Below are 15860 nucleotides of genomic sequence, written 5' to 3' on the forward strand. Positions count from 1 at the left end.
ACGCGTCGAAAGTACTGGGCTGGAAGCGGCCTGGGAGGATAGATTGTTGCCGGTCAGAGACGAAGCCCCCGTACTACACGTGCGGGGGCTTTTACTATGCGAGAATAAATTCTTTATAAAAATAAGAAGATTAGTCTTTTGTTATATCTTTATTCTGCATTTTTTGGTATAATAGGTACAGTGGGAAAATCTGTGCGTAAGGGGTGATTACATGCAGAGAACGGAATGCCTGGCTATGATTTTGGCAGGCGGTAAAGGAAGCCGTTTAGGAGTTTTGACAAAAAATGTGGCAAAACCGGCGGTATTGTTTGGAGGTAAATACCGGATCATTGACTTCACATTAAGTAATTGCCGTAATTCCGGGATAAGTACAGTTGGCATCTTAACCCAGTACCAGCCGCTGGAACTGAACTGGTACATCGGCAACGGCAGCAGCTGGGACCTGGATTCCGAACGCGGAGGGGCTTTTATCCTGCCCCCGTATATGAATGACAAGGATTCCTCCAACTGGTATCAGGGTACGGCAGACGCTATTTTTCAGAATCTGAATTTTATGGATATGATTGATCCGGAGTATGTTCTGGTCTTATCAGGCGACCATATTTATTCCATGGATTACGCAAAAATGCTGGCGTTCCATAAAAAACACAAAGCGAAAGCTACGGTCAGCACAATTCAGGTACCGTTATCGGAAGCTTCCCGGTTTGGCATCATGAATACAGATCCAAACCTGCGGATCAGAGAATTTGAGGAAAAACCGAAAAATCCGAAAAGTACGCTGGCTTCCATGGGAATTTATATTTTTAACAAGGAAGTGTTGAAAGAGTACCTGATTGCAGACGCAAAACGAAAAGACTCAGACCACGATTTCGGGAAAAATGTAATTCCGGCCATGCTGAATGACAAGCTGCCGGTTTACGCATATCCTTTTGAAGGCTACTGGAAAGATGTGGGAACCTTTGAAAGCTTGTGGCAGGCCAATATGGATCTGCTGGCAGACGAACCGCTTTTGAGCCTGAATGATCCGAACTGGAGGATCTATGCAGGCAACCATTCTTTCCCGCCTCATTATGTGGGACCGAAAGGACAGTTGCACAGTTCGCTGGTGGGCGAAGGCGCGGCTATTTCCGGCAAGGTTTCTCATTCGGTAATTTTCTATAATGTGGTAGTTGAAGAAGGAGCCCAGGTTACGAATTCCGTTATCCTGCCGGGAACCGTAGTAGAGAAAGACGCGGTAATCGACAGAGCCATTATCGGAGAACGCTGCCGTATCTGTGCCGGTGTACAGATTCAGGGGACCAATTCCGAGGTGGCTGTATATGGGAATGATGAAACCGTAAAAGCGGAAAGAAAAGGAAAGGGGGCAAAATAACATGTCAGATATTTTAGGATTGATTAATTTGCAGTGCCCCAATACGATGAAAGAATTAAACGCAAAGCGGCCATTGGCCTCTGAACCCTTTGGCGCTAAATTCCGGCTGATGGATTTTGCGCTGAGTAATATGGTCAATGCCGGAATTGATACGGTGGGCCTGATTCTGCCTTTCCATTCCCGTTCCGTGCTGGATCACGTACGTTCCGCAAAGGAATGGGATCTGGCCCGCAAACAGCACGGCCTGTATTATTTGCCCATGGATGAGGAAGAAGAGCTTCTGCATCCGAAGGAAGGCGATATTTACAGCTATTACAAGAACCTGCGTTACGTAGAAGCCGGGCAGAGGAAGTATCTGCTGCTTTCCGGCTGCGATGTGGTAGCTAATATTGACTATGAAGAAGTATTGCATTTCCATCGTAAACATAACGCAAACATTACTCTTGTATATAAAAAGCAGGATGCAGATTGTCCGGGAGAAGGTTATGTTTTGAAAACCAAGGCCAACGGACATGTTACCGGTATGAAAAAAGCCGAAAACGTCAAAAAAGATGAGAATCTGTTTTTAGGCGGCGTATTGATTGACTGTGAATTGTTCCTCCGGATGATCCGCCGGGCTAATTTCGGCGGCAAATGGAAATTCTTTAATGAAGTGCTGGCCGACAATGTGGAAAATCTGCGTATTTTCGGTTTTTCTGTGAAAGGCTATGCCAAACGGATCAATTCCATTGACAGCTATTTCCAATCCAGCATGGACATGCTTAAACTGGAGAACTGGCGGGAAATTTTCCATCAGGATAACCGTATTTATACAAAGATAAAAGACGAAGCGCCGGCAAAATACATGGAAGAAGCCCGCGTTACCGATTCCCTGGTGGCTAACGGCTGCATCATTGAAGGAACGGTGGAAAACAGTATCCTCTTCCGTAAAGTGCGGGTAGGCCGTAATGCCGTGATCCGCAACAGCATTATCATGCAGAACACAAATGTGGGAGAAGACGCAGTCCTTAATTATGTCATCTGCGACAAGGACAGGGAAATTCAGCCGGAAGCGGTATTAGAAGGAACAGAAAAGGAGCCATTGTGTATTATTAAACACGAGGTACGGTAAATATCAGATTATGCGAACCTGGAAAACCAAAAAAGAATTTAAAAAGTTATTTATTGAAAAGGCAGAAGTTTTATTTGAAAAAAACGTAAAAGAGTTATCCCACAGGGAAGTGTACCAGATTATTGCCACCATGATCAAAGACCTGGTGAGCGACGACTGGATTCAGACGGAAAAAATTTATAATCACAAACGAGTCCGTCAGGTTTACTATTTTTCCATTGAGTTTTTACTGGGCCGTTTGCTGAATACAAATCTGCTGAATTGCGATATGGAGGAATTATGCCGCAGCGCGTTGCAGGATTTTGGCTTTGATCTGGAAGACATATTTCCGGAAGAGCCGGATCCCGGCCTGGGTAACGGCGGGTTAGGCCGTCTGGCTGCCTGTTATATTGATTCCATGGCGGCCCTGCAGTTACCGGGACACGGATGCAGCATCCGGTATCAGTACGGACTGTTCGATCAGCGCATCATTGACGGGCAGCAGGTAGAACTGCCGGATGCCTGGCTGCGAAACGGCTTTCCCTGGGAAATCAAAAAATCAGATAAGGCAGTAGACGTTCGTTTTGGCGGTCATGCTTACATGCGCCCCGGAAAAGGGGGAGCGCTGGTCTGCGTTCACGAACAGTATAATACGGTGCGGGCTGTACCGTATGATGTTCCGGTGCTGGGATATCAGAATCGTACAGTGAATACGTTACGCCTCTGGAAAGCAGAGTACACGCGGGAAAATATGTACGGCCAGCTTCGTTACGGTGATTACCGAAAGGCTCTGCAGTATAAAGATCAGGCCCAGCAGATTTCTCGTTTCCTGTATCCCAATGATTCAACGTATGAAGGCCGCAAACTGCGGCTGATGCAGGAATATTTCTTTGTTTCCGCAGGCCTCCAGAGCATTATGCGCCATTATAAAAAGCATTATGGTTCCCCGAAATTATTTGACCGATATATTGCACTGCATATCAACGATACCCACCCGGCCCTGATTATCCCGGAACTGATGCGTATCTTAATGGATGAAGAAGGCCTGAGCTGGGAAGATTCCTGGCGCATAACTACGAATTCCGTAGCCTATACCAACCACACCATCCTGCCGGAGGCGTTGGAACGCTGGTCCATACCCATGTTCCAGGAGCTGTTGCCCCGTATTTTCCTGATTGTAGATGAAATCAACAGACGCTGGCTGGAAGCCGTGCAACAGCGTTTCCCCGGTCAGGAAGACAAAGCCCGGGAGGTCGCGATCCTCTGGAACAACCAGGTGCATATGGCCAGTCTGGCCGTAGTGGGAAGCCATAGCATAAACGGTGTGGCCAAACTGCATTCTGAAATTTTGAAGATTAACACATTAAAACCGTTTTATACATGGTTCCCGGAACGGTTTAACAACAAGACCAACGGTGTTACTCATCGCCGCTGGCTGATTGAATCGAATCCCCAGTTAACGGAACTTATCTGTGATACCATTGGGAAAGACTGGATTCACGCTCCGGAAAAACTGCTGGCGCTGGAACCCTTCGGTAATGATGCGGCATTCCGGGAGCGGCTGGCTGAAGTAAGGCAGAAACGTAAAGAAATTCTGGCAGAGTATCTGCTTAAGGAAAGAAATATTACGTTAAATCCTCACTCCATCTTCGATATCCAGATTAAGCGGATGCACATGTATAAGCGGCAGCTTTTGAATATCCTGCATGTGTATCATCTGTACCGGCAGCTGGTGGAAAATCCCGGTATGGATATAATTCCCCGGACCTTTATTTTCGGAGGCAAGGCGGCGGCCAGTTATGGGGAAGCAAAGATTACCATCCAGCTGATCAACACCGTGGCCCGGCTCATTGATCAGGATTACCGGGCGGCCAGAAAACTGAAAGTGGTGTTTTTGGAGAACTATAATGTGTCCCTGGGACAGAAGCTGTTCCCCGCTGCCGATGTCAGTGAACAGATTTCCACCGCCAGCAAGGAAGCCTCCGGTACTGGCAATATGAAATTTATGTTCAACGGGGCCGTTACCCTGGGCACTATGGACGGAGCCAACGTGGAGATCCATCAGGAAGTCGGGGACGAGCACAGCGTGATTTTCGGGCTGCGGGCGGACGAAGTGCAGCGGTATTATCAGGAAGGAGGTTATTCCTCCTGGGATATTTATAACAGTGACGCAGATGTCCGCCGGGCGTTGGAAGTATTGGAAGAAAATCCCATGTTCGGACAACTGCGGGAAGCGTTGCTTGACCGCAATGATGAATTCTTTGTATTGAAAGATTTTAAATCCTATTGTGCAGCCCAACAGGAAATTGAACGGCGTTACCGGGATACGGATGGCTGGTTCCGTTCCAGCACCGTAAACATCGCCCATGCGGGACATTTTTCCAGTGACCGGTCCATTCAGGAATACGCTGATGAAATCTGGAATCTGGATGCAGTTAAAATTTAAGGGACACTGATTTTAAAAGGATACCGGTTGCCCGGAACAACGAGTCAGCCGGGAGAACCGGAATGCTGGCGGACTGATGCCCGGAGCACTCATTAAATCCGTGTTTCCTTAGAAAAATTTTAGAAGTAACGAGGAAGTATTATGCGAATCAGTGCGATTGATGCGTACAGTACCTATCTGTTCCATCAGGGGACCAATTACAGCAGTTACCGTCTGTTTGGCGCCCATTTAACCAGCTGGAAACAAAAATCCAGCGTCCGCTTCTGCGTCTGGGCGCCCCATGCCCGGGCGGTCAGCGTGGTGGGGGACTTTAACGGCTGGGATGCCAAGGCGACGCCTATGGAACGAGCCAAACAGGGCATCGGCCTTTGGGTCGCCTATGTTCCGGAATTGAAAGAAGGGTCGACCTACAAATATGCGATTGAAACCGCATCAGGAGAGGTTATTTTAAAAAGCGACCCCTACGGGTTTGCCGCGGAACTACGCCCGAATACCGCTTCCATTGTGAAGAACCTGCACTATCAGTGGCATGATAAGAGCTGGCAGAAAAGCCGGAAGGACTATGATTCCTATCATAATCCCATGCTGATCTATGAAGTGCATCTGGGTTCCTGGAAGCGGGACGCTTCGGGCAAGGTGATGACCTACCGCGACATAGCGGAGCCACTGGCGCAGTACGTGAAAGAGATGCACTATACCCATGTGGAACTGATGCCTTTGTGCGAATATCCTTTTGACGGCTCCTGGGGTTATCAGGCGACCGGGTATTTTGCCGCTACCAGCCGCTACGGCTCGCCGGAAGATTTCATGTATCTGGTAGATACGCTGCACAAAAATAAAATCGGCGTGATTTTAGACTGGGTACCGGGGCACTTCTGCAAGGATGCCCACGGTCTGCGGCATTTTGACGGAGAACCTTTATATGAGTCCGGGAATCCCATGCTGGCGGAGAACAAAGACTGGGATACCATGAACTTTGATTACGGTCGGCCGGAAGTGCAGAGCTTCCTGATTTCCAGTGCCTGCTTCTGGCTGGAACAGTTCCACCTGGACGGGCTGCGGATCGATGCGGTAGCCAACATGCTGTACCTGGATTACGGGAAAAAACAGGGAGAGTGGCAGGCTAACAAATACGGCGGCCGGGAAAACCTGGAAGCGGTAGACTTCCTGCGCAAACTCAATACAGCTGTATTTAAAAATATTCCTCACGCATTGATGATTGCGGAAGAGTCCACGTCCTGGCCCATGGTCTCCGGACCGGCGGACAAGGGCGGGCTGGGGTTCAACTATAAATGGAACATGGGCTGGATGAACGACATGTTGCGGTATATGTCCATGGATCCCCTGTTCCGGAAAGGTTCCCAGAACCTGATTACCTTTTCGCTGTACTATGCCTTTGCGGAGAATTTCATCCTGCCCTTAAGCCACGATGAAGTAGTGCACGGCAAACATTCCCTGCTGGACAAGATGCCGGGGGATTACTGGAAAAAATTTGCCGGCCTGCGGGCATTTTACGGATATTGGATGAGCCATCCCGGGAAAAAGCTGCTGTTCATGGGCGGTGAGTTCGGCCAGTTTATTGAATGGAAATTTGATGACAGCCTGGACTGGCATCTGCTGGATTACCCGTCCCATCAGGAGATGCAGCGGTACATGAAAGCCCTGAATCTGTTTTACAACCAACACCCGGAATTCTGGCAAATTGATTATAACTGGCAGGGTTTTAACTGGATCAGCTGTGACGATAACGACAACAGCGTTATCAGCTTTTACCGGAAGGGTAAGGAACAGAAGGACCAGACTATCGTAGTTTGTAATTTTACGCCGGAAGTACGCCGGAATTACCGGATCGGCGTGGAAGACGCAGGAACGTATAGGGAAATTTTCAACAGTGACAGTCCGGAATTCGGCGGTTCCGGGGTAAGTAATCCGGGTCTGATCGAGAGCGAAGCGACTCCCTGTCATGGAAAAGAACAATCGATTACCCTGACACTGCCGCCGTTGGCAGTGCTGTATATAAATTTCAAAAAGAAAAAAATTACAAAGAAGAAGAAGGGTGAAAGCAAAGCAGAAATAGTTCAATCCCTTCCGATTCTTTCACAGAAAGGCGGAATTAAAAAATGAAAGTATTATTTGTTGCATCGGAGGCAGCTCCGTTTATCAAGACCGGCGGACTGGCCGACGTGATGGGAGCCCTGCCCAAAGCACTGCAGGCCCTGGGGGTAGAACCGGCTCTGGTGATCCCCAACTATGAAGGTGTCGGCGAAGAATATAAAAACGCAATGGAAACCGTGTTTGAAGGATCGGTGGACCTGTCCTGGCGCAACCAGTATCTGGGTGTGAAAAAGCTGGTGCAGGACGGCATCCCCGTGTATTTCATTGACAATGAATACTATTTTAAAAGAGATAAACTGTACGGCTACGACGATGATGCGGAACGGTTTGCCTATTTTTCCAAAGCGGCGCTGACCCTGCTGCATTACATCGATTTCAAACCGGACGTGATTCATACCAACGACTGGCATACCGGCCTGCTGGGCGCCTACCTGAAAGAAGATTTCATGCAGGATCCCTACTTTCAGGGGATGAAAAACGTTTACACGATCCACAATCTGAAATATCAGGGCGTATTCGGCCGGAATATTGTGGAAGATGTGCTGGGACTGCCCCTGCACCTGTTGTATAACGGCAACATTGAAAACGACGGTGATGTGAATTTCATGAAAGCCGGCATGTGTTATGCTGACTTTATCACTACGGTGAGCCCTTCATACGCGGAAGAAATTACCTATCCGTATTTCGGCGAAGGGCTGGAAGATTATGTGGCGCTGTGTGCGGGAAAGATCAGCGGTATTTTAAACGGTCTGGATGAACAGGAATATAATCCGGAAACGGATCCACATATCCCTGTCCGCTTTGACGCATCCAATGTGCTGGTGAAAAAGCCCCTGGCCAAGGAAGCCCTGCAGCGTGAACTGGGGCTGACGGTAAACCGGGAGATCCCGGTCGTCGGCATGATCACCCGCCTGGTGGAAGCCAAAGGGCTGGACCTGGTGATGCATATCATGGATGAACTGATGGAAGAACAGGTACAGCTGGTCGTGGTGGGTACCGGCGACGAAGAATATGCCAACGCGCTGCGTGAACTGGCGTGGCAGCATCCGGGCAGTGTTTCCGTCAACATTCTGTTTAATGAGGGACTGGCCCGCCGTGTGTACGCAGGGGCAGACATGTTTATCATGCCCTCCCGGTATGAAGCCTGCGGTCTCAGCCAGATGATTGCCATGCGCTACGGCACTGTTCCGGTAGTGCGGGAAACCGGCGGCCTGAAAGATTCCGTAATTAATTTTGATAAATACAACACACCGGAAGGAAACGGTTTCAGCTTTGCCAATTTTAACGCCCATGAGCTGTTGTTTACCATTAAACGGGGGCTGACCTGCTTCGCGGAAAAACCCCTCTGGGAGAAAATCGTGTATAATGCGATGCACAGCGACAACAGCTGGAACCGGTCCGCACAGGCTTATGCTGACCTGTACGCGAAAGTTACGGAGGATAATACCGCAACGGTTGAACCTGTTTCCGAAGAACAGGTAGAGGAAGCAACGGAAGAATTATTGGCAGCTGTAAAAGGCGAAGAAACTGCAGAAGAGCCGGTTAATGCTGTTGAGGCGGCAGAAACTGCGGAAGTTGAAAAAGCGGCTCATATCGCTGATGAAGAGGTTATTGCAGAAGCTGCACCGGAAGCTGAACAGGCTCCGGCAGCAGAAACAAAAGCAGAAGAAGATAAAGCGCCCGAAAAACCGGAAGAGGCCGAAGCGGCAGCCGAACCTGCAAAGAAGAAAACCACAGCAAAGAGAACAACAAAAAAAGCAGCAGACAAAGCAACAGAAGCTAAAAAAACGGCAGCGAAAAAGATTACCGCTAAAAAGGCGACTTCGAAAAAAAGCGCTGCTGCCACAGAGGAAGAAACGACAGTAAAAAAGACCACCGCGAAAAAAACGACTTCGAAAAAGAGCGCCGCTGCCACAGAAGAAGGAACGGCAGCAAAAAAGACTTCTGCAAGAAAAACAACGGCCAAAAAGAAAGCCGATACAACCGCAGAGGTAACAACGGAAGCTGTTGAAGCTGCCGCACCGAAAAAACGGGGGCGGAAACCCGGAACAAAAACTACAAAGAAAGACGCTGAGTAACAACGTATAGGGAAAGCAGAGACATTTTCCTGCCTGTCGCAAAACCAGGCGGCAGGCATTAAAACCTGTTTAATCAGTGTTTACTTACCAGGCGAAAGTGATTTCTGAAAAGCGGGAACACTTTCGCTTTTTCTGTAAGCGGGAAAAAGATAAATACCCGGATGTTTCCGGGGGAAAGGAAGTCCTTCAATGATCTTGCTGTTGGACGTAGCGCAAACTATGCAGCCCGTAATCGTTCACGATTCAAGAAATACAACCTATCGCTGTCCTTTTGGTGCTGTGGAAGCCGGTTCCGTTGTTACATTGCGCTGTGATGTGGAAGGGGACGGAACAGAACAGGTGACCCTGCGGTTATGGCAGGAAGGCGCCGGGGAAACGTTGGTTGCCATGCAGCTCGAAACCTGGAAACGGAAGCAGGATACAGAAAAAGAAGAAAATCGGCCTGATGAAATCATGGCGTCGGCTGAAAACACAAAAGAGCTGCTTCCGAAAGAAGAAACAAAAACGAAGAAGGCTTCCGATTCCTTGACCCGTAAAGAAGCGCGAAAACAGCGCCGTTACGTCTGCCGTATTACCACGCCGGAAAGCGGCTGCCTGCTCTGGTATTATTTTATTGTAAAAACAGGGGACAAAACATTTTACTACGGTAATAACGCCGCCCGGCTGGGAGGCTGGGGGCAGCAGTACGAGCAGGAACCGCCGTCTTACCAGATTACGGTGTACGACCGGGGCGCGGTCACGCCGGACTGGATGAAACAGGCTGTGGTGTACCAGATTTTTCCGGACCGCTTCAACCGGGGGGATGTTCCGCTGTCCCAATTCAGCGGCAAACCCAATGCGCTGCTGCACGGAAACTGGAATGACCTGCCCCGCTATATCAAAGACCCGGCGGGGGGCGGCATTTTGTATTTTGATTTCTTCGGCGGCACCCTGAAAGGCATCCGGGAAAAACTGGATTACCTGGCGGACATGGGCATCACCTGCCTGTACCTGAACCCTGTTTTTGAAAGCCGCAGCAACCATCACTACGATACCGGCAACTATAAAAAGATAGATTCTTTCCTGGGTACGGAAGAAGATTTTATAAACTTGTGCAAAGAAGCAAAAGAAAAGGGCATCCGTGTCATTCTGGACGGGGTCTTCAGCCACACAGGGGATGACAGCATTTATTTTAACCGGCGGGGTAATTATCCGGGAACCGGGGCGTACCAGTCGAAAACGTCGCCATATCATTCCTGGTATCAGTTTAAGAAGTTTCCGGAAGAATACAGCTGCTGGTGGGGCGACAAGAGTCTGCCGGAAGTGGATGAAACGGACAGCAGTTACCAGGACTTTATCATACGGGACGAAGACAGCGTGCTGAAGCACTGGCTGAAAGCAGGGATCAGCGGCTGGCGCCTCGATGTGGCGGACGAGTTGCCGGACGAATTTTTGAAGGTGTTTTACAGCGAGTTAAAAAAGAGTGACCCGGACGCTGCCATGATCGGCGAGGTCTGGGAGGATGCCTCCAATAAAATCAGTTACAGCAAACAGCGTGCCTACCTGTGCGGCGGCAAGTTGGACAGTGTGATGAACTATGTGCTGCGCCGACTGATGCTTGACTTTTTGGTGGGCCGGGCTGACGCGGGCTATACCAACACCCTGTATCTGCAGCAGATGGAAAACTATCCGAAAGAAAACCTGTACGCCATGCTGAACCTGGCCGGCAGCCATGATGTGGAACGGGTCCTGTCGGTGCTGGAGGAGCAGGTTAGCAGTAATAATAAGGAAAACAATCTGGAAAAAGAAGCATCAGTTGAGACGGTTCAGCCGGAAAAAGAAACGGTGCTATCTAATCTTAGTACAGGCGAACAGCGCCTGCTGTTGCTTTGGGCCTGGCAGATGACACTGCCGGGAATGCCCTGCATTTACTACGGGGACGAGGCCGGACTGAAAGGCGGAAAAGACCCGGATAACCGACGTCCCTATCCCTGGGGCAGGGAAAACAAACAATTACAGGCATACTGCCGCGCCTTTGTTCAGTTGCGGAAAAAGCATGACGCCTTGCGCACGGGGCGGATGATTCCCGTTTATGCAGAAGGGGATGTGTATCTTTATGCCCGTTCCATTGAAGGCGGAAAAGATGTTTTCGGCAAGCCGGCAGAGGACGGACTGTTTTTTGTGGCGCTGAACCGGGGGAATACAGCACACACGGCGCGTGTCTATACCGGGGAACTTGCCTTTGGGGAATTACTGCCGGTGGGGCCGGTGCCGGCGGAACCGGTTTCTGTCGTCAACGGGGTCTTTACGGTTACGCTGCCGCCCCTGAGTCAGCAGATTTACCAATGTGCAGAAAAGCATACCTACTGCGAACCTGCAGAAGGAAAGCCTGACCATGCGACGGCAGAGAATAAAAACAGCCGGCTTGATTTACGGAAGGCAGGAATTTTACTGCATCCTACTTCGTTATGGGGTGAAAACGGGAAAGAAAAAAAAGAAGCTGCCAAAGAGTGGATCGACTTTTTAGCAGCCGCCGGGCAGAAAATCTGGCAGATCCTTCCTCTGAACCCGCCGGGCCTGGGTGATTCTCCTTACCTTTCCGTATCCGCGTTTGCCGGACATGAAACCCTGTTTGCTGGGACAGACGAAAAAACCTGTGACACAACAAGGGAAACGGTAAGCAGCGCAAACAAAAATATAAAAACGGTAGAACAACAAAAGTATCTTGCCTTTTGTCAGAAAAACAGTTACTGGCTGCCGGACTATGCCCTGTTCCGGGCGCTGCAGGACTATTTCCATAAACCTTGGCAGGAGTGGCCTGAAGAGATACGGACGCGGCAATCGGCTGCGGTAAAAAAATATGAAAAGCTGCTGGAAAAGCAAACAGAGATATTTAAAAGGAAGCAATTTGAATTTTTCTGTGCCTGGCAGGATATCAAAGCCTATGCCAATGCAAACGAAATTGAAATTTTAGGCGATATGCCCATCTTTGTGGCGGCGGACAGCGCAGACTGCTGGGCTCATCCGGAATATTTTTACCTGGACGAAGAGGGATACCCGGAAGAAGCTGCCGGGGTGCCGCCGGATTATTTCAGCGCCACCGGGCAGATTTGGGGCAACCCTCTGTACCGCTGGGATGTTATGGAAAAAGACGGGTTCCGCTGGTGGAAAGAACGATTCCGTGCCATCACACAGTTCACCGACAGGGTCCGGGTAGATCACTTCCGGGGCTTTGTGGCGGCCTGGGGCGTTCCCCGGGGAGAAAAGGACGCCACCACCGGCAGCTGGAAACCGGCTAAAGGCAGGGAGATGTTTCTGGCTTTACGGAAGGAACTGCCGGGATTACAGCTGGTGGCAGAAGACCTGGGACAGATTACAGAGGATGTATACCGGCTGAAGGATGAACTGGGACTGCCGGGCATGCGGATTCTGCAATTCCATTTGCAGAACCGGGCTGACGGCCTTTGCGATTTTGCCACGGAACCGAACTGTGTGGCCTATACGGGAACCCACGACAACAATACCTTGCAGGGCTGGCTGGAAGAAGAAGTCTCGCCGGAACTGCGTAACCAGCTGCGTGGTCTTTGTGGTAAAGAACCGGATACCTGGGCGCTCATGGAATATCTGTACAGCCGCCGGGCAGAAACGGTCGTTGTGCCTGTACAGGATATGTTAGGCCTGCCATCCTCATGCCGCATGAACACACCGGGAACTCCTTCCGGTAACTGGACGTGGAAAATGGAAAAAGGGTGCCTGAGCGAAGCGTTGGCCAACAGGCTGGCGGCGTTGGTGAAGCAATACAGGCGATGAACGTGTAAATCGTTTTTGTCCACCAAAACGAGAACGGGAAAATGCAAAACGGGTAAATCTAATGTAATAATATTTTTGCAATCGTTAATTATGAGAGCAAAATTAAAATCTGACAATTCCGTGAAAATAAAACTGCTGATTTTATCACACCTCTGTGGTGCGCGAAAAAAGTCAACAACTTTTAAAAATTAATTTTGTCCGGTTTACAAAAATTGTACTTGACAAAACAGTAAAAATGCTCATTTACATAGATGTTCGGTTCTTTTCACCAAAGATTTACTACATGTTGTGGTGTGAATAAAATGAAAGTTATACACATGACTTATCCACAGGCTGTGTATAACAATGGTGGAAAAAAGGGTTTTACCGGAAAGAATTGCTGTTTTTCACGTTTTTTAAAGGAAAAACACCTGTTTTCTGTGGATAACTCTGTGCATAGTGTGTATAAATCTGTGAGAAACATAAAAATCGTAAACCGATTATGTGGTATGTTTTCCTCAGTGGACAGAATTCTTTTTCAAAATTGTTTTGCAAATCTGCAGTTTGCGCTTTTGTATTTATATGGTAAAATATAACGGTATGAATTATAACAGCCAAAGCCTTCGGTCTGCGTGCAGACGAGTTAATCAGTGTTTCCTTAAATCTGTAAATGGCAAGCAGGGCTTTGTAGAACAGAAAGACGAGGATTAATTTTATGGCAATCAAACGTGATATTGCGGAAAAACTCATGTGCGGGAAAGGGAATTTGAACAGTTCTTCTTTCAGCGTAATTCCGGACGGGTATCTGGGCCTGGTAGAAAACAGCAGCGGCCGTCACCTGGCAGTGGTCTGCGGTGAAAAATCCGAATGGAACAAGGCATGGAAGGGCGCAGAATTTGAAACTGCAGATGAGCATAAAAAGATAAAAATCGGTATGTTTCCCTTAAATCCCAACAATGCGGCCCTGGTACGGCGCCTGATAGGCTGGGCGGCTCCTTCGTCCTGCGGAGTAAACGGAATCAGTGTGGCGTTCAGCGACTGGTTGGGTGTGGCGAACAGCCAGCAGCCCAATTTATTTGTACATAAACAAATCAAACCGGTACTGGTGGATTATACGCCGGAATACAGCAACCTGTTGCAGTGGAATTTTCTGGAAGCGATGGACACTGCAACCTGGAGCGTGCTTTCTTCCGGCTATAAAGGGGACTGGGCGGCCAATGCGGCTGGACTGAAAACAGAAGAAGAAATCGTCAAGGCGCTGTTGTACGGTTACAGCGGTATCGGCGTGGACTGCAGCGATAAGATCGATCGCGCCGTGGAAGAACTGAGCGTGGAAGAATCGGAAAAACGTTTTGGGGAGCTGGACAAAGATTTTAAGGAAGCCATTGATAAATCTTATTTGGATGCGGAATTCCAGGTTGGCGATGTAAAAATCAAATTTGAAGAAAAGGCTTTGCACCGGATGGTACTGGAGTTCGGCCAGGCCATCATGTTCCTGCAGAACATGTACAAGGATTATCTGGATGACACACCCTGGGATCTGGATTTTGAAGTGGACCTGTCCCGCTGCGATAAAGCACTGACCCCCCAGGAGCATTATTTCCTGGCAAACGAGCTGAAACGGGCTGCGGTGAAATTTGACACCCTGTGCGTCAATGCCAATACATTTAAAAATGAAATGGAAGAAAATCTGGCTTACCATGCGGGCATTGCCAAAGCCTTTGACTACCGCATGAGTTTCGCAGACACGGCCCTGGCCTTTGACGATTTGGCAGCTGTGGCAAAAAGTTTCCATCAGCGTGTGAATTTTAAACTGACCCATGTACTTTGGCTGGCTGCACTGCAGACAATAGCAAAGACGGACGGCACTCTGCTGAAACAGATTGCGGAGAAAGCCGGGCTGCAAGTTCCGGAAGCAGGAGAACTGACCTTTGAGAAGGAAGCCGGTCGTGCTTTTGCTGCCGCTTACGATAAAATATTAGGATGCGAAGAAGGGAAAGAAAAACTTCCGGTCAGGGAAGCGGTGGAAAAAGAAATTGGGTTGTACGAAGCAAATCTGGCAACCTTGGTGAACGGATTTATTCGCAAGCTGTAATTATAAACGATAATCATTGCAGGGAGGTGTTCGCATGGACGAAAAGATCGCCAGATTAAACGAAATGATACGGGAATCAAAACGTATTGTGTTCTTCGGCGGCGCCGGGGTTTCCACGGAAAGCGGCATTCCGGATTTCCGCAGTACCGACGGTCTGTACAACCAGACCTATCAGTACCCGCCGGAGATGATCGTCAGCCACACTTTCTATGAGGATTGCCCGGAAGAGTTTTTTGATTTCTACAAAAACCGCATGTTGTTTCTGGATGCCAAACCCAACGCCGCCCATTTAAAACTGGCGGAACTGGAGAGGGCCGGCAAGCTGACGGCTGTCATCACCCAGAACATTGACGGACTGCACCAGGCAGCCGGCAGCAAGACTGTAATGGAACTGCACGGCAGTGTGCTGCGAAACTACTGTGAGGACTGCAACAAGTTTTTTGACGTGAACTACGTGAAAAATTCCAAAGGTGTTCCTGTCTGCGACAAGTGCGGCGGCCGGGTGAAACCGGATGTAGTATTATATGAAGAGAATCTGAACATGGACATCATGGAAGCTTCGGTGAACTACATTTCTCAGGCGGACATGCTGATTATCGGCGGCACCTCGTTAGTGGTGTACCCGGCGGCGGGGCTGATCCGCTACTACCGGGGCAACAAACTGGTGCTGGTAAACAAATCCGAAACCTCGGCAGACCGGGGAGCCAACCTGGTCATCCACGACAGCATCGGTAAGGTGTTCAGTCAGATTGTACTGTAACTGTAAATTGAAAAGTTTTTCTGCAGAACCGGAGCGGCGCAATACTGTTGCTCCGGTTCGTTTTTGGGCAGAATGTTTGTCTTTGTCTGGAATATTTCTGCAACCTGTTGATTTTTACTTGACAACTCTCTCAGCA

The 15860-nt window shown here is 49.1% G+C and carries 8 protein-coding genes; all 8 read left to right on the forward strand.

Annotation, left to right across the window (positions count from 1 at the left end):
- Positions 1 to 211 precede the first annotated feature (211 nt).
- The 8 genes from QZV31_RS05985 to QZV31_RS06020 all read left to right on the forward strand — a co-directional run bounded on the left by QZV31_RS05985 (position 212) and on the right by QZV31_RS06020 (position 15724).
- Positions 212 to 1372 (forward strand): glucose-1-phosphate adenylyltransferase, encoded by a 1161-nt coding sequence (locus QZV31_RS05985; RefSeq protein ID WP_093730911.1) that lies wholly within the window; start codon positions 212 to 214, stop codon positions 1370 to 1372.
- Position 1373: 1 nt separating this feature from the next.
- A complete protein-coding gene (gene glgD, locus QZV31_RS05990) occupies positions 1374 to 2483 on the forward strand; it encodes a glucose-1-phosphate adenylyltransferase subunit GlgD (protein WP_176760518.1) in 1110 nt (369 codons plus the stop codon).
- 10 nt (positions 2484 to 2493) lie between these two features.
- Positions 2494 to 4908, forward strand: a complete 2415-nt coding sequence (locus QZV31_RS05995; protein WP_295359038.1) for a glycogen/starch/alpha-glucan phosphorylase — start codon at positions 2494 to 2496, stop codon at positions 4906 to 4908.
- Between the two features lie 141 nt (positions 4909 to 5049).
- Complete coding sequence (glgB, locus tag QZV31_RS06000) at positions 5050 to 7032, forward strand: 1,4-alpha-glucan branching protein GlgB (protein WP_295359040.1); 1983 nt, start codon at positions 5050 to 5052, stop codon at positions 7030 to 7032.
- Complete coding sequence (gene glgA / locus QZV31_RS06005; RefSeq protein ID WP_295359042.1) at positions 7029 to 9101, forward strand: glycogen synthase GlgA; 2073 nt, start codon at positions 7029 to 7031, stop codon at positions 9099 to 9101. Before glgB ends, glgA begins: the two co-directional genes overlap by 4 nt.
- A gap of 189 nt (positions 9102 to 9290) precedes the next feature.
- Positions 9291 to 12890, forward strand: coding sequence for a 4-alpha-glucanotransferase (gene malQ, locus QZV31_RS06010; protein ID WP_295359044.1), 3600 nt, complete (start codon positions 9291 to 9293; stop codon positions 12888 to 12890).
- Between the two features lie 694 nt (positions 12891 to 13584).
- On the forward strand, positions 13585 to 14964 hold the full coding sequence (locus tag QZV31_RS06015; protein ID WP_295359046.1) for a tagaturonate epimerase family protein: 1380 nt from the start codon (positions 13585 to 13587) through the stop codon (positions 14962 to 14964).
- A gap of 34 nt (positions 14965 to 14998) precedes the next feature.
- Complete coding sequence (locus tag QZV31_RS06020) at positions 14999 to 15724, forward strand: NAD-dependent protein deacylase (protein ID WP_295359048.1); 726 nt, start codon at positions 14999 to 15001, stop codon at positions 15722 to 15724.
- Positions 15725 to 15860: the final 136 nt, after the last annotated feature.

This window comes from uncultured Succiniclasticum sp., from assembly GCF_902793885.1.
GTDB lineage: Bacteria > Bacillota > Negativicutes > Acidaminococcales > Acidaminococcaceae > Succiniclasticum.